Source organism: Streptomyces halobius, from assembly GCF_023277745.1.
Lineage (GTDB): Bacteria > Actinomycetota > Actinomycetes > Streptomycetales > Streptomycetaceae > Streptomyces > Streptomyces halobius.
This window is the reverse complement of the sequence record NZ_CP086322.1, coordinates 4040153-4059638: the sequence shown is the minus strand read 5'-3', so window position 1 is coordinate 4059638 and position 19486 is coordinate 4040153. Positions and strand designations below refer to the sequence as shown.

The window sequence follows — 19486 nt, the reverse complement described above, 5'->3', positions numbered from 1 at the left end:
CGGCGGCGTCATGGACGGAGAGCCCGACGGCATATCCGGGCGCGGCGTGTCCGGGCGCGTCCTCCGTATAGGCAACGCCTCCGGCTTCTACGGCGACCGTTTCGACGCCGTCCGTGAGATGCTCACCGGCGGCCCGCTGGACGTGCTGACCGGCGACTATCTCGCCGAGCTCACCATGCTGATCCTCGGCCGGGGCCGGCTGAAGGACCCCGGGCGCGGCTATGCCACGACCTTCCTGCGGCAGATGGAGGAGGGGCTCGGTCTGGCCGCCGAGCGCGGGGTGCGGGTCGTCGCCAACGCGGGCGGGCTGAATCCGGCCGGACTCGCGGATGCTGTCCGGGTGTTGGCGGAGCGGGTCGGGGTCCCCGTACGGGTCGCGCATGTGGAAGGCGACGATCTGCTGGCGCGCGGGGGCTGGGGCGAGGGGGTGCTGACTGCCAACGCCTATCTCGGTGGCGGCGGGATCGCCGCGTGCCTGCGCGCCGGGGCCGATGTGGTGGTGACCGGCCGGGTGACGGACGCCGCGCTGGTCAGCGGCGCCGCCGCGGCCCACTTCGGGTGGCGGCCGACAGACCTGGACCAGCTCGCCGGAGCCGTCGTCGCCGGGCACGTGCTCGAATGCGGCACCCAGGCCACCGGCGGCAACTACGCCTTCTTCGGCGCACACGACATCCGCCACCCCGGATTCCCGCTCGCCGAGATCGCCGCCGACGGCAGCTCGGTGATCACCAAGCATCCGGGCACCGGTGGCGCGGTCACGACCGGGACGGTCACCGCCCAGCTGCTGTACGAGACGGCCGGCGCGCGCTACCCCGGACCGGATGTGACGGCACGGCTGGACACCGTACGGCTGGCGGCGGAAGGGCCGGACCGGGTCCGGATCGAGGGGGTGCGCGGCGAGGCCCCGCCGCCGGCCGTCAAGGCCGGGCTGACCCGCCTCGGCGGCTGGCGCAACGAAGTGGCGTTTGTGCTGACCGGGCTGGACGTGGCGGCGAAGGCCGAGCTGGTACGTGCCCAGATGGAGGCGGCCTTCGACGCCACGGGCCGGCGTCCGGCCGAGGTGCGGTGGACGCTGGCCCGTACCGACCGCGCCGACGCCGATGTCCAGGAGGAGGCGAGCGCGCTGCTGCGGCTGGTGGTTCGGGATACCGACCAGGATGCGGTGGGGCGAACGGTCAGCGGCGCCGCGGTCGAGCTGGCGCTGGCCAGCTACCCCGGCTTCCATGTCACCGCACCACCCGGGAAGGGTGCCCCGTACGGGGTGTTCGAGGCGGTGACGGTGGACGCGGGGGACGTGCCGCATACCGCGGTGCTGCCGGACGGCACCCGCGTCGACATTCAACCTCCCGAGATCACAAGGGGGTTGGAGAGACTACCGGATCCGGAACTGCCCGAACCGCTCGACACCGCGCTGCCCACCCGCCGTGCCCCGCTCGGCCTGATCGCCGGGGCCCGCAGCGGCGACAAGGGCGGCTCGGCCAACGTCGGCGTATGGGTGCGTACGGAGGAGGCGTGGCGCTGGCTGGCCCATGCGCTGACCGTCGACCTCTTCCGTCAACTGCTTCCGGAAACCGGGACCTTGCCCGTCGACCGGCATGTGCTGCCGCGACTGCGGGCGCTGAACTTCGTCGTCGACGGGCTGCTCGGCGAAGGCGTCGCGGCACAGGCCCGCTTCGACCCGCAGGCCAAGGCCGTGGGGGAGTGGCTGCGCTCGCGCCACATGGACATACCGGAGGTACTGCTGTGACCGTGCTCGGAACCGGGCTGGATACCGCGAGCCCCGAATACGCCGAGAACCGCGCGGCGATGCTCGCCAAACTGGAAGAGCTCGACGCCGAGCACGCCAAGGCGATCGCCGGCGGCGGCGAGAAGTACCTCGCCCGCCACCGGAAGCGCGGCAAGCTGCTCGCGCGCGAGCGGATCGAGCTGCTGCTCGACCCGGACACGCCCTTCCTGGAGCTCTCGCCGCTCGCGGCCTGGGGCAGCACCTCCCCCGAGTACACAGTGGGAGCGTCGCTGGTCACCGGGATCGGCGTCATCGAGGGCGTGGAGTGCCTGGTCACCGCCAACGACCCGACGGTGCGCGGCGGCGCCAGCAACCCCTGGACGCTGAAGAAGGCACTGCGGGCGAACGAGATCGCCCACGCCAACCGACTGCCGGTGGTCTCCCTCGTGGAGTCGGGCGGGGCGGATCTCCCCAGCCAGAAGGAGATCTTCATCCCGGGCGGGGCGCTGTTCCGGGACCTCACCCGGCTGTCCGCCGCCGGCATCCCCACCGTCGCCGTCGTGTTCGGCAACTCCACCGCGGGCGGCGCGTACGTCCCGGGCATGTCCGACCACGTCATCATGGTCAAGGAGCGGGCCAAGGTCTTCCTCGGCGGGCCGCCGCTGGTGAAGATGGCGACCGGCGAGGAGAGTGACGACGAGTCGCTGGGCGGCGCAGAGATGCACGCCCGCACCTCCGGGCTCGCGGACCACTTCGCGGTCGACGAGCCCGATGCGCTGCGGCAGGCGCGGCGGGTGGTCGCCCGCCTCAACTGGCGCAAGGCGTACGCCGATCCGCCGTCGGCCGCGCCGCCGAAGTACGACGAGGACGAGCTGCTGGGCATCGTCCCCGGCGACCTCAAGGCACCGTTCGACCCCCGCGAGGTGATCGCCCGTATCGTCGACGGTTCGGACTTCGACGAGTTCAAGCCGCTGTACGGGCCGAGCCTGACCACCGGGTGGGCCGAGCTGCACGGCTATCCCGTCGGCATCCTCGCCAACGCGCAGGGCGTGCTGTTCAGCGCGGAGTCCCAAAAGGCCGCCCAGTTCATCCAGTTGGCGAACCAGCGCGACATCCCGCTCCTCTTCCTGCACAACACCACCGGCTACATGGTCGGCAAGGAGTACGAGCAGGGCGGCATCATCAAACACGGCGCGATGATGATCAACGCGGTGTCGAATTCACGGGTGCCGCATCTGTCCGTCCTCATGGGGGCCTCGTACGGCGCCGGGCACTACGGCATGTGCGGGCGCGCGTACGACCCGCGCTTCCTGTTCGCCTGGCCGAGCGCCAAGTCGGCCGTCATGGGGCCGCAGCAGCTGGCCGGGGTGCTGTCGATCGTCGCCCGCGCTTCCGCCGCCGCCAAAGGACAGCCGTACGACGACGAGGCGGACGCCGGGCTGCGGGCCATGGTGGAGCAGCAGATCGAGTCCGAGTCGCTGCCGATGTTCCTGTCCGGGCGGCTCGACGACGACGGCGTCATCGACCCCCGCGACACCCGCACCGTCCTCGGCCTGTGCCTGTCCGCCATTCACACGGCCCCCTACGAGGGCGCGCGCGGCGGCTTCGGCGTCTTCCGGATGTGACGGTCATGACAGATGGGGCGGTCATGACGGATGGGGCGGTCGTGACAGATGCGATGGCAATGACGGGCGGGACGGCCATGACGGATACGACGGCTATGACGGATGTGCCGGATATGAGGGATCACGTGATCACGTCAGTTCTTGTCGCCAACCGGGGCGAGATCGCCTGCCGTGTCGCACGCACCTGCCGTGAGCTGGGCATCGCCACAGTCGCGGTGTACTCCGACGCGGACGCGGACGCGCTGCACGTGCGTGCGGCGGACACGGCGGTACGGCTCCCGGGGGCGGCGCCCGCCGAGACCTATCTGCGGGGCGACCTGCTGGTGAAGGCCGCCCGGGCGGCGGGCGCGGACGCCGTCCACCCGGGCTATGGCTTCCTGTCGGAGAGCGCGGATTTCGCGCGGGCCGTGCGCGACGCGGGCCTGGTCTGGATCGGGCCGCCGCCCGATGCCATCGAGGCCATGGCGTCCAAGACACGGGCCAAGGAGCTCATGGGCCTTGCGCCATTGGAGCGGGTGACGGAGGGCGACCTGCCCGTGCTGGTCAAAGCGGCTGCGGGCGGGGGCGGGCGCGGTATGCGCGTGGTACGCGAACTGGCCCATCTGGACGATGAGCTGGCGGCGGCGAGGGCCGAGGCGGCCAGTGCGTTCGGGGACGGCGAGGTGTTCGTCGAGCCGTACATCGAGGGCGGCCGCCATGTCGAGGTGCAGATCCTCGCCGACGCACACGGCACCGTCTGGCTCCTCGGCACCCGCGACTGCTCGCTGCAGCGCCGCCACCAGAAGGTCATCGAGGAGGCCCCCGCGCCCGGCCTCCCGGAGGAGCTGCGGGCCTCGCTGCACGAGTCGGCGGTCACCGCGGCCCGGACGATCGGCTACCGGGGCGCGGGCACCGTCGAGTTCCTGGTGGCGGACGACAAGGCCCACTTCCTGGAGATGAACACCCGCCTCCAGGTCGAACACCCCGTCACCGAGGCCGTGTTCGGCGTCGACCTCGTCGCGCTGCAGATCCGGGTCGCCGAGGGACGGGCCCTGGACGAGGGGCCGCCGTGCCCGCGCGGGCACGCCGTCGAGGCCCGCCTGTACGCGGAGGACCCGGCCCGGGGCTGGACGCCGCAGACGGGCACGCTGCACCGGCTGGCGGTGCCGGGCGGGGCGCGGGACGGCGTGCGGGACGGAGGGGTCGGCATGCGGGACGGGGTACGGGTCGACACCGGGTACACCGACGGCGACCCCATCGGCGTCCACTACGACCCGATGCTCGCCAAGATCGTCGCGCATGCGCCCACCCGCGCGGAGGCGGTGCGCAAACTGGCCGGCGCCCTGGAACGGGCCGTCGTCCACGGACCCGTCACCAACCGCGACCTGCTCGTACGCTCCCTGCGCCACCCGGAGTTCACCCAGGCGCGCATGGACACCGGCTTCTACGACCGCCACCTCGACACCCTCACGGAGCCCGCCCCGGACCCTCTCCCAAGCTCTCGGCCGCGCTCGAACAGGGGGGACCCCCATGCACCACTGGCCGCCGCACTCGCCGACGCGCACGGCCGCTCCCGGTTCGGCGGCTTCCGCAATGTCCCCGCACAGCCACAGCACAAGAGGTACGCGGACGGGGGTGTCGGACCCGTGGTGCACGAGGTCCGCTACCGGCTGGACCGGGACGGGCTGCACGCCGACGACTACCCCGGCGTGCGGCTCCTCTCCCTGGCAGCGGACGAGGTCGTCCTCGAAGTCGACGGCCTGCGACGGCAGTTCACCGTCTCCCGCTACGGCGACCGGCTCTACGTCGACTCACTGCCCGGCGGCGCCCACGTCCTCACCGCACTGCCCCGCTTCCCCGACCCGGCCGCCCGTACGGAACCCGGTTCGCTGCTCGCCCCGATGCCCGGCACGGTCGTACGGATCGCACCGGGGCTGGCGGAGGGCGACCGGGTGGAGGCCGGGCAGCCGCTGCTGTGGCTGGAGGCGATGAAGATGGAACACAAGATCACCTCGCCCGGGGCCGGCACTCTCACGTCCCTGCCCGTCCGTACGGGGCAACAGGTCGAGGTCGGCGCGCTGCTGGCCGTCGTATCAAAGTGACCTGGGCGCTGCCCGAGGCGCTGCTCCAAACGCCCTGACCACCCCACGACCCGCCCGCCCTCACTCACCCGTACGCCCTAGCCCACTCCCCATACACCGCCCAACCCACCGGTACGTCCTCACCGCCCCACACAAGGGAGCCGCCATGCGCAACGTGACGCACCACCCCGTGATCGAGACCGAGGAACACCGCGCTCTGCGGGACGCCGTCGCCGCACTCGGCAAGCGCTACGGCCGCGAATACTTCGCCGACGTCGTACGCGAGGGCAAGCGCACCGACGACCTCTGGGCAGAAGCCGCAGCGCTCGGCTATCTCGGCGTCAACCTCCCCGAGGAGTACGGCGGCGGTGGCGGCGGAATAGCGGAACTGGCCATCGTTCTTGAGGAGTTGGGTGCGGCTGGATGCCCCCTCCTCATGCTCGTCGTCTCACCCGCCATCTGCGGCACGGTCATCGCCCGGTTCGGCACCGAGGAACAGAAACGGAACTGGCTGCCGGGGCTGGCCGACGGCAGCCGCAAGATGGCATTCGGGATCACCGAGCCGGACGCCGGGTCCAACTCCCACCGCATCACCACCACGGCCCGCCGCGACGGGGGAGACTGGATCCTCACCGGTCGCAAAGTCTTCATCTCCGGCGTCGACATCGCCGAGGCGACCCTGATCGTCGGCCGTACCGAGGACTCCAGGACCGGCAAACTCAAACCCTGCCTGTTCATCGTCCCGCGTGACGCCCCGGGCTTCGGCCGCAGTCCGATCCCGATGGAACTGGCCGCCCCGGAGAAGCAGTTCGAGCTGACCCTGGACGAGGTACGGCTGCCCGCCGACGCGCTGGTCGGCGACGAGGACGCCGGACTCCTCCAGCTCTTCGCCGGGCTCAACCCCGAACGGATCATGACCGCCGCGTTCGCCCTCGGCATGGCCCGGTACGCCCTGGACCGGGCCGTCGACTACGCCCGCACCCGCCAGGTCTGGAAGGAGCCCATCGGCGCCCACCAGGCCATCGCGCACCCGCTCGCCCAGGCCCATATCGAACTGGAACTCGCCCGGTTGATGACACAGAAGGCGGCCCGTCTCTACGACGCGGGAGACGACATGGGCGCGGGTGAGGCCGCCAACATGGCCAAATACGCGGCGGCCGAGGCCGCGGTCCGCTCCGTCGACCAGGCCGTACACACCCTCGGGGGCAATGGCCTGACCCAGGAGTACGGCCTGGCCTCGATGATCACGGCCGCCCGGGTGGCCCGGATCGCGCCGGTCAGCCGCGAGATGATCCTCAACTTTGTGTCGCACCAGTCGTTGGGGCTGCCGAAGTCGTACTGAGGGCGGGATGCTGCTTGCCGAGCAGACGGGCGGCCGCCTGTGGAGTCCGCCGCGTTGTCACTGGCCCGCGCTAGCGTGGTCACATCGATCGGTCACATCGACTGAAGGGGGTGTTGCGGGTGTCGCCGGGCCGCAGATACCGGGACGAGGAGGACGCCGAACAGGACCGGGACGACGGTGCGCGGGGCTCCGACGGTGCGTGGGGCTCCGCCCCTTCGCCGGGCTCCGAGCGTTCGCAGGGCTCCGGCGGTTCGCCGGATCCCCTCGTCCGGGTCGCGTACGACCATGGGATCGCCACCCTCACCCTCGACTCCCCCCACAACCGCAACGCGCTCTCCGCCCGGCTGGTGGCCCAGTTGGCGCAGGCGCTCGCGAACGCGGCGGCCGACGACGCCACGCGCGCCGTCGTGCTCACGCACACCGGCCGCACCTTCTGCGCCGGCGCCGACCTCTCCGAGGCCACCGCCGCCGACGCACCGACGGCCGGTCCGCTCGGCCTCGCCCGGCTGCTCCGCACCATCGTGGAGCTGCCCAAACCGGTCGTCGCCCGCGTCACCGGACATGCGCGGGCAGGCGGCCTCGGACTGCTCGGCGCGTGCGACATAGCGGTGGCCGGACCGGCCGCGACCTTCGCCTTCACCGAGGCCCGGCTCGGCCTCGCACCCGCCGTCATCTCGATACCACTGCTGCCACGGCTGGACGCGCGCGCCGCGGGCCGTTACTACCTGACCGGGGAGAAGTTCGGCGCGGCGGAGGCCGCCCGGATCGGGCTGGTCACGCTGGCGGCGCAGGACGTGGACGCCGGGCTCGCCCCCGTCCTGGAGGGGCTGCGCGAGGGCTCCCCGCAGGGCCTGGCCGCGTCGAAGAAGCTGGTCACCGCCGAGGTGCTGGGGGCTTTCGACCGTGACACGGAAGCGCTCGCCGAACAGTCCGCGCGGCTCTTCGGCTCCGCCGAGGCCCGCGAGGGCATGACCGCCTTCCTGGAGCGACGGGCCCCGGCATGGGCGCGGTGAGCCCGGCGCGCGGCACGAAGGAGCCCCAGCAGGAGCGCAGCCGCGCGACGCGCCTCAAGCTGCTGGAGGCGGCGGTCTCCTGTCTGGCGGAGCGGGGCTGGAGCGGCAGTACGGTCTCCGTGGTGGCCGAGCGGGCCGGTGTCTCCCGGGGCGCGGCCCAGCACCACTTCCGTACCCGGGAGGACCTGTTCACGGCGGCCGTCGAACATGTCGCGGAGAAGCGGCAGGGCGCCCTGAAGAGGGTCGCGCACAATCTGCCGCCGGCCGGTTCCCCCGCCCGTACACGGATCGTCGTCGAGGAGCTGGTGGGCCTCTATACGGGGCCGCTTTTCCGGGCCGCGCTGCATCTGTGGGTGGCGGCTTCCGACGAGGAGCAATTGCGGGAGCGGGTCACCGCGTTGGAGGCGCGGGTCGGACGGGAGGCGCACCGTACGGCGGTGGCGTTGCTGGACGCGGACGAGTCCGTACCCGGCGTACGGGAAACCGTGCAGGGGTTGCTGGACATGGCCCGGGGGCTGGGGCTGGCGAATCTGCTGACGGATGACGGGGGGCGGCGGGGGCGGGTGGTGTCGCAGTGGGCGCGGAACATCCACATGGCGTTGCGTTCCGAGTGACGCGCTGCGCTTTGCCTGCGCCCCACGTTTCGGCTGTCCCGCCGCAGGCGAGCACCAAGTCGGCTCAGGCAGAGCGCAGCGGGCAACCCAGCCGGCTCAGCGCAGCGCAGCGATCTCCTCGTACCCCGCGATCTCCCGCGGGTTAAGCGCGCTGGGCCCCACATATCGGGCCGACGGCCGGACCAGTCGGCCCGTCCGCTTTTGCTCCAGGATGTGCGCGCTCCACCCAGCCGTACGGGCACAGGTGAACATCGAGGTGAACATGTGTGCCGGCACCTCGGCGAAGTCCAGGACGATGGCCGCCCAGAATTCGACGTTGGTGGCCAGTACCCGGTCCGGGCGGCGGCTGTGCAGCTCGTCCAGCGCGGCCTGCTCCAGCGCCTCGGCGACCTCGAAGCGCGGGGCGCCCAGTTCCTTGGCGGTCCGCCGCAGCACCCGCGCCCGCGGGTCCTCGGCGCGGTAGACACGGTGGCCGAAGCCCATCAGCCGCTCGCCCTTGTCCAGCGCCTGCCGGACGTAGGCGGCCGCGTCACCGGTCCGCTCGATCTCCTCGATCATGCCGAGGACGCGGGAGGGCGCGCCGCCGTGCAGCGGGCCGGACATCGCGCCGACCGCGCCGGACAACGCGGCCGCCACATCCGCGCCCGTCGAGGCGATGACGCGCGCCGTGAACGTGGAGGCGTTCATGCCGTGCTCGGCGGCCGAGGTCCAGTAGGCGTCGACGGCCTTGACGTGCTTGGGGTCGGGCTCACCGCGCCACCGCTTCATGAAGCGTTCGACGACGGTCTCCGCCTTGTCGATCTCCTTCTGCGGCACCATCGGCAGGCCCTGCCCCCGGGCCGACTGCGCGACGTACGACAGCGCCATGACGGCGGCGCGGGCGAGGTTGTCGCGGGCGGTCTGCTCGTCGATGTCCAGCAGCGGTTTCAGGCCCCATACGGGCGCGAGCATGGCGAGCGCGGACTGGACGTCGACCCGGATGTCACCGGAGTGCACCGGGATCGGGAACGGCTCGGCGGGCGGCAGGCCGGGGTTGAACGCCCCGTCGACCAGCAGGCCCCAGACATTGCCGAAGGACACCTGTCCGACGAGATCTTCGATGTCGACCCCGCGATAGCGGAGCGCGCCGCCTTCCTTGTCCGGTTCGGCGATCTCCGTCTCGAACGCGACGATCCCTTCGAGTCCGGGTACGAAGTCGGACATCATTCGGCTCCTCATGATGGGGACGGCATACGGCCGGTGACCGGAATGCCGTGCGGTCGAGTCTGGTGTGCGGCGCCGGTGCGGTTACGCGGCTGCGCCGGGCAGCTCGCGGTCCGTACCGGTCACTCCGGGTGCTGCCCCGCCAGGGCATGGGTCACGCGACAGTTCCTCCCACGGTGGGTCGGGCCGCGGGACGGGCGCTGTCCGAAGTGATGGGTCCCTGAAGGCGTGCGTCCCCTCAGGGCGGCCACGATAGCTTCCGATGTCCGGGGGCCACAGTGGGCAGGGCCATGATTCTGGCGGGTTCCTCACCTGCGTGGAAGCGTGAGATCCGGCACAGTCCGCGATTCGCTGAAGAGAGGGTTACAACCGGTCGACCAGGGGCAGACTTCCAGCCTTTCCGGCTGCCTCCGGCGGCCCCGATGCTGCAAGATGAGGCCGTGCATCCCGCCGACACGCCCTCTCCCGACGTCCACGACGCTCCCGACCCCTCCGCCATGCGCGCGCAGTACCGCGCCGAGGGACTCACCGAGTCCGAACTCGCCATGAGCCCCTACGACCAGTTCGCGCGCTGGTTCAAAGAAGCGGCGGTGGCCGGTCTGCACGAACCGAACGCGATGGTCGTCTCGACCGCGGACGCCACCGGCCGTCCCAGCTCAAGGACGGTGCTCCTCAAGGCGTTCGACACCCGCGGCTTTGTCTTCTTCACCAACTATTCCAGCCGCAAAGGCCGCGAACTGGCCGAAAACCCTTATGTCTCCTTGCTGTTCCCCTGGCACCCCCTCGCCCGCCAGGTCATCGTGAACGGCACCGCGGCACGCATCGGCCGGGACGAGACCGCGGCCTACTTCCGCACCCGTCCGCACGGGTCCCAACTGGGCGCCTGGTCCAGCGACCAGTCCTCGACGGTCGCCTCGCGCGCGGAACTGGAGCGTGCCTACGAGAAATTGGCGGCCCGTTATCCGGAGGGCGAGCAGGTCCCGGCGCCGCCGCACTGGGGCGGCTACCGGGTCACCTCCGAGACGGTGGAGTTCTGGCAGGGGCGGCACAACCGGCTGCACGACCGGCTGCGGTACGTACGCGAGGAGGGCCGCGGCGGCCGCCGGGGCGGGGGCTGGCGCGTGGAGCGGCTGGCGCCCTGACGCGGGCGGGTCGGCGCGCAGAGCCTGCCGCCCTGACGCGGGCGCGCGCCGCAAGGGACCCTGGATGGCCTCGGGGCACCCAGGCCGTAGACGCGGCCGCGGGCGCGCGCCGCGAGGTCGTAGCACCTGCGTCGTCGCCCGCACACGCAGACGACCCGCGGGCTGCTCCCCCGCGCTCGGTGGCGCGAAGGGCCGGTCGGACGAACCGGCAGCCCGCGGGTCGGGTGACTGCTTGGGATTGGCCGGCTGCGCACCTGCAGTATGCGCTGGTCCGGCGCTGCACTTCGGTGAAGCGACGGGCCGCTAGCCCGCAGCCACCTCACGTGTCCGGTGCGAAATCATCTGCCGAACCACCTCCCTTCTCGTGTGCCCCACACAGTAGGAATCCGTCCAGGGCCACACAACCGAATTATCCGGGAGTCACGATTTCCCGGAATCGCGTGTGTGCTGGGTCACGTTCCAGTTGAATGTCCGAGGTGCAGCACGTGCGGCCGTGTTCGTAAGGGGTGCCAGTGACTGCTTCGTCCGCGTCTTCTGCCTCATCAGCCTCGTCGGCCTCGGAGCGGCGCGCCGGGGCCGGGTCATCTGGGTCTTCCGCGTCCTCCGGTGCGCCGGACGGAACGGCCGGCCCCGGGCCGGCCGTTCCGTCCGCCGACCCGGAGGGCGGTCCGCAGCGGCCACCGGACAACGACGATTCCGGTCTCCTCGCGGCGCTCCTGGACGGTATGGACGCCGCCCTGGTCGCCTTCGGGGCGGACGGTGCGGTCACCCACTGGAACCACGAGGCCGAACGAGTCCTCGGCTGGACGGCCGAAGAAGCGGTCGGCCGCAGGGGCCTGGCCGGCTGGGCGGCCCGCGAGGCGGACGCCGACGCGATCGAGGCGGCGCTGACCGCCGCGATGCGCTCCCCGGGCCGCCAGGTGCACGAGTTCGCGCTGCTGACCAAGGACGGCCGCCGCGTCCTCGTCCGTACCCAGTCCTCCGCGGTGCGCGGCCCCGGCGGTCGGGTCACCGGTGTGTACTGCGCCTTCGGCGAGGCCCAGGCGCAGATCGATCTGGAGCGGTCCATCGCGCTGAGCGAGGCGCTCTTCGAGGACGCGTCGTGGGGCGTGGTGCTGGTCGACGCCGACCTGCGGCCCGCGCTCGTCAACGCGCACGCCGCCCGCACCCTCGGCGTCGGACGCACCGCCCTGCTCGGCCGCCCGCTGGGCGACGTCCTGGCGCAGGGCGGGGAGGAAGTGGAGGCCGCCCTGCAGCATGTCCTCGGCGAGGGCACGCCGCCGGCCGTCGCCGAGATGTGGGTGGCGCCGCGGTCCGAGGGGGGCGAACCGCCCCGCCGGTGCTGGCGCAGCGGCTTCGTCCGGCTGGCCTCCCCGCTGGCGGAGGAGCCGGTGCCGCTGGGCGTCGCCTGGCTGTTCCAGGACGTGACGGACGCCAAGCGGGCCGAGCAGGAGAACTCCCTGCTGCGCTTCCGTTCCCATCAGCTGCACCGGGCGGGACGTGCCGCCGCGGAGTGCCAGGACCCGGCCGAGGCCGCGGCCGTCCACCTCGATTTCGCCCTGGCCGGGTTCGCCGACCACGGTCTGGTCGACCTCGTCCCGACGCCCGCGGCGCCGGACGGCGAGGCGGCCTGGGACGCGGACGGCGGGGTGGACACGCGGGTGCCGCGACTGGTGCGGGCGCTGGCCTCGCCCGCCGGTTCGCCCGGCCCGTCCGAGGCGGCTCCGGCGACCGGCCTCCCGGTGGCGTACGCACCGGGGCATCCGGCGGCGCAGGCGTACGAGCGCCGGGGGTCGGTGCGGACGAGCGCGGGGCCCGCGGTGGCCGAGGGCTGGGCGGCCGCCCGTAAGTGGCCGGACGGCACCGTGCACGGGCTGTGCGTGGTGCTGCGCAGCCGCGGTCGGACGCTCGGTGTCGCGACGTTTCTGCGGGCGCCCTCGCGCCGTCCCTTCGACCGCGTGGACGCGGCATACGCGGAGGAGGTCGCGGGCCGGATCGCGGCCGCGCTGGATCTCGCCGGGCCGGGGGCGGCCTGACGGCGCGGCGCCCGGTTCCCTTACGCCGCCTTCCACTCCCGGTGGAAGAGCCGGGCCCCTGCTCCCGCTACTCCCGGTAGAAGATCCGGTCCGCGTACGCGCTCATCACCCGGGCGTTCCAGTCGTGCCCGCCGTCGACGTTCCCGGAGCGCAGCAGGGGCGGGTCGATGCCCCGCTCGGCCAGCGCGCCCGCGGCCGTCGCCACCACGGCCTGCATGATCGCGCTGGTGACGACCGTGGAGGCGGGGGCGAACGGTGCGTCGATGCCGGGCGACGTCAGCTCCGCGTCACCGACCGGGATCCGGCTGTCCAGGACGAGGTCGCAGTGGTCCTTGAGGTACGTCCCCGTGGCGTGCCGGGATTTGGTCGCGTCGGCGTACGCCACCGACGTCAGGCCGATGACCTTGATGCCGAGGGCCCGTGCGTTCATGGCCATCTCGACGGGCAGTGCGTTGCGTCCGGAGAGCGAAATGATCAACAGTGCATCGCCCGGCTCCAGCGGGCTGGTGTCCAGTACGGCCCCGGCCAGCCCGTCGACCCGCTCCAGCGCGCTGCCGAGGGTCGCGGGCCGTACGTCCACGCCGACGACCCCGGGGACGGACAGCAGATTCATGATCGCCAGACCGCCCGCACGGTAGACGGTGTCCTGCGCGGGGAGCGAGGAGTGACCGGCGCCGAAGGAGAAGACCCGGCCGCCCACCGCGACGGTGTCCGCGATCAGGCGCCCCGCCTCGGTGATCCGGCCGCCCTCCTGGTCGCGCACCTGCCGCAGCAGATCGATCGCGGCGTCGAAGTACCGCCCGGCCAGGCGGTCGCTCGGGTGGCCGCCGTCGCTGCCGTCGCTGTCAACCATGGGTGTGGGGCCCCTCTCGTCTTGTCGGGTGTCATCGGCCGCCGTGAAATCCCGTGAATGCAAGCGGAATCCCGTGGACGCCCGTCGGCTTTCCCGACGTCTCCTCGGCATCGTCGCGGTGGCCACGCGCCGCTCTCCCAGGCGAAATCCGCCGGTGGAGCGATCGTGGCGCGGATCACGTTGGGGTCCGGACCGGTGCCGTGTCAATACGGACGCGACGTTCGGTGTGCGGACGAGTAGCCACCGTTGTCAGTGGGATGCGTCAGAATTGAGTTCAGGGCCACCGCACGACATATCGAGGGGCACGCATGTCCGGACTGATCGACACCACGGAGATGTATCTCCGCACCATCCTCGAACTGGAAGAGGAAGGTGTGGTGCCCATGCGCGCCCGCATCGCGGAGCGGCTCGAACAGAGCGGCCCGACGGTCAGCCAGACCGTCGCGCGCATGGAGCGAGACGGCTTGCTGACGGTCGCGGGCGACCGGCATCTGGAGCTGACGGAAGAGGGCCGCCGGCTGGCGACACGCGTGATGCGCAAGCATCGCCTCGCCGAGTGTCTGCTCGTCGACGTCATCGGCCTGGAGTGGGAGCAGGTGCACGCCGAGGCGTGCCGCTGGGAGCATGTGATGAGCGAGGCGGTCGAGCGCCGCGTCGTGGAGCTGCTGCGGCATCCGACGGAGTCGCCGTACGGCAACCCCATCCCGGGGCTGGAGGAGCTCGGCGAGTCGTCCGAGGCCGACCCGTTCCTGGACACCGGCATGGTGAGCCTGATGGATCTGGACGCCGGGTCCGACGGCAAGACGGCCGTGGTGCGCCGGATCGGCGAGCCGATCCAGGCGGACGCCCAGCTGATGTACACGCTGCGGCGGGCCGGGGTGCAGCCTGGCGCGGTGGTGAGCGTGACGGAGTCGCCGGCCGGGGTGCTGGTCGGCAGCAGTGGCGAGGCCGCCGAGCTGGACGCGGAGATCGCTTCGCACGTATTCGTGGCCAAGCGCTAGCCGGGATGCTGTACGGCAGGCCGTAACCGGTGTCCGCAGAGGCCGTAGTGGCCGTGTGGTCGCGCGACCGCATGGCGGATGCCGACGGCGCGGCTGTCGATGCCGACGGTGCCGATGCCAACGGTGCCGATGCCGGCGCCGGTCGTGTTTTCGGCGCCGGGGCCCTCGTGTCTCCGGGGCCCGGGACCGGTCGTGCTTCCGGGGCCGGTCGCGTTTGCGGCGCGGGGGCCGGTTCGGCGGCGGTTGTGCGGGGCGCGAGGCCGTCCCCTTCGCTTCTCTTTCCTCAATTCCGTCCGTCTGCCGTTGAGAGCCCGTTGAGCTGCGCCGATGCGCCGCTCGGCGGGCTTCGCAACTGCATGCGCGGTGAACGGTCTTGTGCGAATCGGTGCGATACGGCCGGTGTCGTGCCACGCTTGCGCTGACGCATTGGCATATGTCGGCACGAGGGCGGGGCGCCTGAGGCCGGCTCTCCGGGTGGGGAGGGACTGGAATGCGTCCACTGTGGGCCCGAGACGTCAGGGCCCCGGCGCTGCGAGCAGCCGGGGCCCTGCCTCCCCATGTCCCCCCGCCAAGACCCGGAGCCCCGAGCTCTCAGGGTCTTTCCCCACGGGCCCCCTTCCCGGTAGGGCCCGCCTCCCGGCAGATGTCTCCCCGTGGGGAGCGCGGCCAACCCTTGAGCGCCGTCACTCGAACGAGGGGTGTTGGGTGCGCCAGCGGTGCGTTCGAATAGAGATTCGATAGTGTGGGGCTGCTCAAGGGACGATTGGGGGTGCCAGGGCATATGGTGCGGCGCATCGATGTGACAGGGGCCGGCGGCATTCGGCTTGCCGCCTGGGAATTCACCGACCCGCCCAAGATCGGTGGCGGGCTGGAGGAGAGCGAGCGCGGCCCGAGGGTGCTGTTGCTCCACGGTCTGATGGGGCGTGCGGCGCATTGGGCGGACACCGCGCGGTGGCTGAGCGCGCGGTATCGTCCGGTCGGCCTGGATCAGCGCGGCCACGGCCGCAGCGAGAAGCCGGTCGACGGACCGTACGACCGCGCCGCGTTCGTCGACGACGCGATCGCCGCCATCGAGCAGCTCGGCCTGGCCCCCGTCGTCCTCATAGGCCACGCGATGGGCGCCCTGACGGCCTGGCAGTTAGCGGCCCTTCGACCGGATCTGGTCAGTGCACTGGTCATCTGCGATATGCGGGCCTCGGCGCTCGGGGCGGCGTCACAGCGCGAGTGGACCGAGTGGTTCCGGTCGTGGCCGGTGCCCTTCGCGACGCTGGCGGATGTCCGCAGGTGGTTCGGCGAGGACGATCCGACGCTGGAGCGGCCCAGGCCGGCCCGGGGCGAGTTCTTCGCCGAGGTGATGGCCGAGCGGGCGGACGGCTGGCGGCCGGCCTTCTCGCGCCGGCAGATGCTCCGGGCCCGTGAGACCTGGGTCCATGACGCGCACTGGGAGGAGCTCGGTCAGGTGCGCTGCCCGGCACTCGTCGTCCGGGGGCTGGACGGGGAGTTGGGGCGTGCGGAGGCGCAGGAAATGGTGCGGGTGCTGCCGCGGGGGGAGTATGCCGAGATCGCCGACGCGGGGCATCTGCTGCCGTGGGAGCGCCCGGAGGAGTGGCGACGGGGGGTGGAGGGGTTCTTGGGGTCGGTGCTCTGAGGCGGAGCGGCGCGTCGCGCTGAGCGGCGGAGCACCGGGGCGGGCGGCCGGGGCGGCCTGGGGCCCGGTCTGTCGTTCGTCTTTCGTACGCGTTGGACCGCCCCGCCGCACCCGACCTGTAATGCGTTGGCGGCTCCGCCCGCACCCGATGGCCATACGCTGGCCACCGCGCCCGTACCTGACCGCTGTGCGTCGGCCACCCGCCTGTACCTGACCGCTGTGCGTCGGCCACCCGCCTGTACCTGACCGATGTGCGTCGGCCACCGGCCTGTACCCGCCCCTACGCGTTGACCATCCCGCCCGCCCAGTAGGGCGCTGTCGCGCAAGCCCGCCCACTCCCGAAACCGCACCACCACACCCGCCCACCCCCGAAGGGGGGTGGGCGGCGGGGAAAAACAAACAGCCAGTGGATTTCTGCCAGCTGCGGTGCGCTGGCCCGCACGCGTCTCCCGGGCAGGGCATGGACGCGCCCCAGGCAGCCGGGCACCGGCCGGGGGAGCCGGTTGGCCCTCGCCCCGGCCGGCAGTTCCGCTGGCCGCCGTGGTCAGCCCTTGCTGACCGCCGTCAGGATCTCCGGCAGGCGCTGTGCCACCCGGGGCGCGGCCACCCGCAGCCCCAGCTCGGCGACGCCGGCCCCGTAGACCACGCCGACCGGCAGCAGCACCCACAACAGGCCGTGCAGGCCCGCGACATGCAGCCAGATCGTCAGCGCCAGCAGCGGCGTGCTCAGCACGGCGCCGATCAGCAGGCCGCCGAAGAGACTGAACCAGGCGATGGCGCCCTGTCCCGGTGCGACGTTCTTGTTGCCCTCGGAGGGGATCGAGTACGGGAAGAGCGCGGAGGACAGCGCTCCGGTGGCCAGCAGCGCGCCCAGCAGGGCCAGCGAAAGGCCGTACACCTCCAGGAAGGACGACCACGGGCCGATGAGGGCCGCCGTGCCGACGACGACCAGCGTGACGTACGGGACGGCCACCAGCGCCAGCGTCAGCGCGCGGGCGCGCAGTTCCTGATAGGCGTCCCGGGTTGTGGAGAGCGTGGAGGCCACCATCCAGAACGCCGAGGTGTCCTGCCCGAATTGGTTGTACATCTGCATGCCGAGCAGCGCGGACGCCGAGAAGGCGGTATAGATGCTGCCCCTGCCCTGTACGGACGAGACGACCGGCACCAGCAGGCCGACCCCGAGCGCTGTCGCCCAGGACATCTTCGATTTCGGGTCGCGCCAGGCGTAGCGCAGCGTCCGCAGCATGACCGTGCCCGTACGTCCGCCCGGCAGCAGCTTCGCCAGCCCGCGGTCGCCGGAGCCGGACCGCGGTCCGCTGTCCTTCTCGACGGCCTGGAGGGTGGAGGAATCCGGGGACGTCATCAGGGTGGTCAGGGTCCGCTGCCACCACAGGAGCAACAGGGCCAGCACCACCGCCGTCAGCAGCAGCCCCACGGCCGCCCGCCCGTACGCCCCGTGACCGGCGTCGTCCACGGCGCTTATCGCGGAAGCAGGCGGCACCCAGCGCAGGACCTCGCCCAGCGGCTCCAGTACGGACAGCCCGTCCGGCCGGCCCAGCTTCTGGACGGCGATGTTGACGCCTTGGGCGCCGAGCGCGATGAACAGGCCGCCCAGCACGGCGAGATCGCGGCCGCGGCGGCTGGTCAGCAGCCGCACCGACGCGGTGGCGACCGCGCGCGCCAGCGACACGCACACCAACACCACCAGGACGACGGCCAGTACGCCGACGCCCGCGGCGGCCGGCCCGTCGGCGACCGCGATCACCGAGCCCGTCACCAGAGCGAAGGTGACAATGGGCCCGATACCGACCAGCGACGCCACCAGCAAGGAGCCGATCAACGCGCGCGGCCGCAGCGGCAGCATGACCAGCCGGGTCGGATCGAGGGTCTCGTCACCGGCGGGGAAGAACAGCGGCATCACCGCCCAGCCCAGGGTGAGGATCCCGGTCAACAGCACCACCAGCGCCCCCGCATGGGGGTTGCCGCGCAGCGCGATCAGCCCGAGCACGGCCCCGGCGGCGAAGAGCAGCCCGACGAGGACCGAGGCGACATAGGCCAGCGTGCGGCCCGTCGACTGGCGCAGGCCATTGCGCACCAGGGACAGCTTCAGCCGTACGAAAACAGAGGTCAGGGACGGCGCGGCGGCCCGGACGGCCGCGGATCCGGTGCTCATCGGGCGCCGCCACCGCCCAGCCAGTCCAGGTGCCGCCCCGCGCCGCGGTCGTTCGCGCCGACCAGTTCGAGGAAGGCGTTCTGGAGCGACGGGGCCGCGCCGCGGACCTGCGTGAGCGGGCCGTCCGCCCGGATCCGCCCGGCGGCGATCACCGCGACCCAGTCGCACAGCGACTCGACCAGCTCCATCACATGGCTGGAGAAGATCACCGTCGCCCCGGAGGCGGTGTAGCGCTCCAGTACGCCCCGGATGGTCTGCGCCGACACCGGGTCGACGCCCTCGAAGGGCTCGTCGAGAAAGAGTATTTCGGGGTTGTGGAGCAGTGCCGCGGCCAGCCCGATCTTCTTGCGCATTCCCGTGGAGTAGTCCACCACGAGCTTGTTCTGGCTGCCGGAGAGGTCCAGTACGTCCAGCAGCTGGTCGGCCCGTTTGTCGACCTCGTCACCGGGCAGACCGCGCAATCGCCCTATATAGCCGAGGAGTTCGCGGCCCGATAGCCGCTCGAAGAGGCGCAGCCCCTCGGGCAGTACACCGATCCGGGACTTCACCGCCACCGGGTCCCGCCAGACGTCGTGCCCGCCGATCTCGACCTGCCCGGAGTCCGGCCGCAGCAGCCCCGTCACCATGGAGAGCGTGGTGGTCTTCCCCGCGCCGTTGGGACCGACCAGCCCTATGAACCGGCCCGCGGGCAGGGTCAGATCGATACCGGAGACGGCGACCTGCTCGCCGAACTTCTTCCACAGCCCCTGAATGCGCACCGCGGGCGGGCCGATGGTGCCATCGGAGGGCGCGGCCGCCTCCTCGTTCCGGGTGGCCGTCCCGCTGATCCGGGCGGCCGGCTCGCCCAGAGCGGCGGCCGGTCCGGCGCCCGCGGCGGCCGAACCGGCCCCCTTCTCGATGTGTTCCCCGTCGTTCGCCACCGGTGCTGCCCTTCGACGTCCCCGCGGGGGCCGGTCGTGCCCCCGTTCGGATTCCACGATACGGGCGGCCTCTGACAGTCGCCCGGGCGAGGGACGCGAGGAGCAGCGAGGGGGCGGGCAGCGGAGGGAG

Annotated in this window: 14 protein-coding genes; 10 read left to right on the top strand and 4 right to left on the bottom strand. The window is 72.2% G+C overall.

Annotation, left to right across the window (positions count from 1 at the left end):
• The first annotated feature begins 10 nt into the window (after positions 1-10).
• The 6 genes from K9S39_RS18330 (at position 11) to K9S39_RS18305 (ending at position 8380) form a co-directional block, all read left to right on the top strand.
• Positions 11-1747: an acyclic terpene utilization AtuA family protein gene (locus K9S39_RS18330; protein WP_248868852.1), complete on the top strand. Its 1737-nt coding sequence runs from the start codon at positions 11-13 to the stop codon at positions 1745-1747.
• Entirely contained in the window at positions 1744-3351 is a 1608-nt protein-coding gene (locus tag K9S39_RS18325) for an acyl-CoA carboxylase subunit beta (RefSeq protein WP_248864442.1), read from the top strand. Before K9S39_RS18330 ends, K9S39_RS18325 begins: the two co-directional genes overlap by 4 nt.
• Positions 3352-3476: 125 nt before the next feature.
• Positions 3477-5432 carry an acetyl/propionyl/methylcrotonyl-CoA carboxylase subunit alpha gene (locus K9S39_RS18320; protein ID WP_248864441.1) on the top strand — a complete coding sequence of 652 codons (1956 nt, stop codon included), beginning with the start codon at positions 3477-3479 and terminating at the stop codon, positions 5430-5432.
• Positions 5433-5577: 145 nt separating this feature from the next.
• The gene (locus tag K9S39_RS18315; RefSeq protein ID WP_248864440.1) at positions 5578-6753 is read left to right on the top strand and encodes an acyl-CoA dehydrogenase family protein; all 1176 of its coding nucleotides are present in this window, start codon (positions 5578-5580) and stop codon (positions 6751-6753) included.
• A gap of 290 nt (positions 6754-7043) precedes the next feature.
• Positions 7044-7766: an enoyl-CoA hydratase family protein gene (locus K9S39_RS18310; protein WP_248868851.1), complete on the top strand. Its 723-nt coding sequence runs from the start codon at positions 7044-7046 to the stop codon at positions 7764-7766.
• Positions 7754-8380 (top strand): TetR/AcrR family transcriptional regulator, encoded by a 627-nt coding sequence (locus tag K9S39_RS18305; protein WP_248864439.1) that lies wholly within the window; start codon positions 7754-7756, stop codon positions 8378-8380. Before K9S39_RS18310 ends, K9S39_RS18305 begins: the two co-directional genes overlap by 13 nt.
• A 96-nt stretch (positions 8381-8476) precedes the next feature.
• Here K9S39_RS18305 and K9S39_RS18300 read toward each other — a convergent pair whose 3' ends face one another.
• Positions 8477-9583, bottom strand: coding sequence for a citrate synthase 2 (locus K9S39_RS18300; RefSeq protein ID WP_248864438.1), 1107 nt, complete (start codon positions 9581-9583; stop codon positions 8477-8479).
• A gap of 422 nt (positions 9584-10005) precedes the next feature.
• Between K9S39_RS18300 and pdxH the strand changes: the two genes are divergently transcribed.
• Positions 10006-10725: a pyridoxamine 5'-phosphate oxidase gene (gene pdxH / locus K9S39_RS18295; protein WP_406707966.1), complete on the top strand. Its 720-nt coding sequence runs from the start codon at positions 10006-10008 to the stop codon at positions 10723-10725.
• Between the two features lie 716 nt (positions 10726-11441).
• The gene (locus K9S39_RS18290) at positions 11442-12761 is read left to right on the top strand and encodes a PAS domain-containing protein (protein WP_406708148.1); all 1320 of its coding nucleotides are present in this window, start codon (positions 11442-11444) and stop codon (positions 12759-12761) included.
• 67 nt (positions 12762-12828) lie between these two features.
• Here the strand turns inward: K9S39_RS18290 and K9S39_RS18285 are convergent, their stop codons facing one another.
• Positions 12829-13614: an SIS domain-containing protein gene (locus tag K9S39_RS18285; protein WP_248864436.1), complete on the bottom strand. Its 786-nt coding sequence runs from the start codon at positions 13612-13614 to the stop codon at positions 12829-12831.
• A 308-nt stretch (positions 13615-13922) separates the two neighbouring features.
• On the opposite strand from K9S39_RS18285, the gene K9S39_RS18280 reads away from it, so the two are divergent.
• A complete protein-coding gene (locus K9S39_RS18280; protein ID WP_248864435.1) occupies positions 13923-14615 on the top strand; it encodes a metal-dependent transcriptional regulator in 693 nt (230 codons plus the stop codon).
• Between the two features lie 781 nt (positions 14616-15396).
• Positions 15397-16263 carry an alpha/beta fold hydrolase gene (locus tag K9S39_RS18275; protein ID WP_248864434.1) on the top strand — a complete coding sequence of 289 codons (867 nt, stop codon included), beginning with the start codon at positions 15397-15399 and terminating at the stop codon, positions 16261-16263.
• 544 nt (positions 16264-16807) lie between these two features.
• On the opposite strand, the gene K9S39_RS18270 is transcribed toward K9S39_RS18275, so the two are convergent.
• On the bottom strand, positions 16808-18436 hold the full coding sequence (locus tag K9S39_RS18270) for a GumC domain-containing protein (protein WP_248864433.1): 1629 nt from the start codon (positions 18434-18436) through the stop codon (positions 16808-16810).
• Complete coding sequence (locus K9S39_RS18265) at positions 18433-19263, bottom strand: ABC transporter ATP-binding protein (protein WP_406708147.1); 831 nt, start codon at positions 19261-19263, stop codon at positions 18433-18435. The genes K9S39_RS18270 and K9S39_RS18265 overlap by 4 nt, the downstream gene beginning before the upstream one ends.
• Between the last annotated feature and the right edge of the window lie 223 nt (positions 19264-19486).

Coding starts and splice junctions, on each gene's coding strand:
- K9S39_RS18280 (WP_248864435.1), top strand. CDS start 13,923: ATGTCCGGACTGATCGACACCACGGAGATGTATCTCCGCACCATCCTC.
- K9S39_RS18300 (WP_248864438.1), bottom strand. CDS start 9,583: ATGTCCGACTTCGTACCCGGACTCGAAGGGATCGTCGCGTTCGAGACG.
- K9S39_RS18305 (WP_248864439.1), top strand. CDS start 7,754: ATGGGCGCGGTGAGCCCGGCGCGCGGCACGAAGGAGCCCCAGCAGGAG.
- K9S39_RS18285 (WP_248864436.1), bottom strand. CDS start 13,614: ATGGTTGACAGCGACGGCAGCGACGGCGGCCACCCGAGCGACCGCCTG.
- pdxH (WP_406707966.1), top strand. CDS start 10,006: ATGCTGCAAGATGAGGCCGTGCATCCCGCCGACACGCCCTCTCCCGAC.
- K9S39_RS18275 (WP_248864434.1), top strand. CDS start 15,397: ATGGTGCGGCGCATCGATGTGACAGGGGCCGGCGGCATTCGGCTTGCC.
- K9S39_RS18315 (WP_248864440.1), top strand. CDS start 5,578: ATGCGCAACGTGACGCACCACCCCGTGATCGAGACCGAGGAACACCGC.
- K9S39_RS18270 (WP_248864433.1), bottom strand. CDS start 18,436: ATGAGCACCGGATCCGCGGCCGTCCGGGCCGCCGCGCCGTCCCTGACC.
- K9S39_RS18330 (WP_248868852.1), top strand. CDS start 11: ATGGACGGAGAGCCCGACGGCATATCCGGGCGCGGCGTGTCCGGGCGC.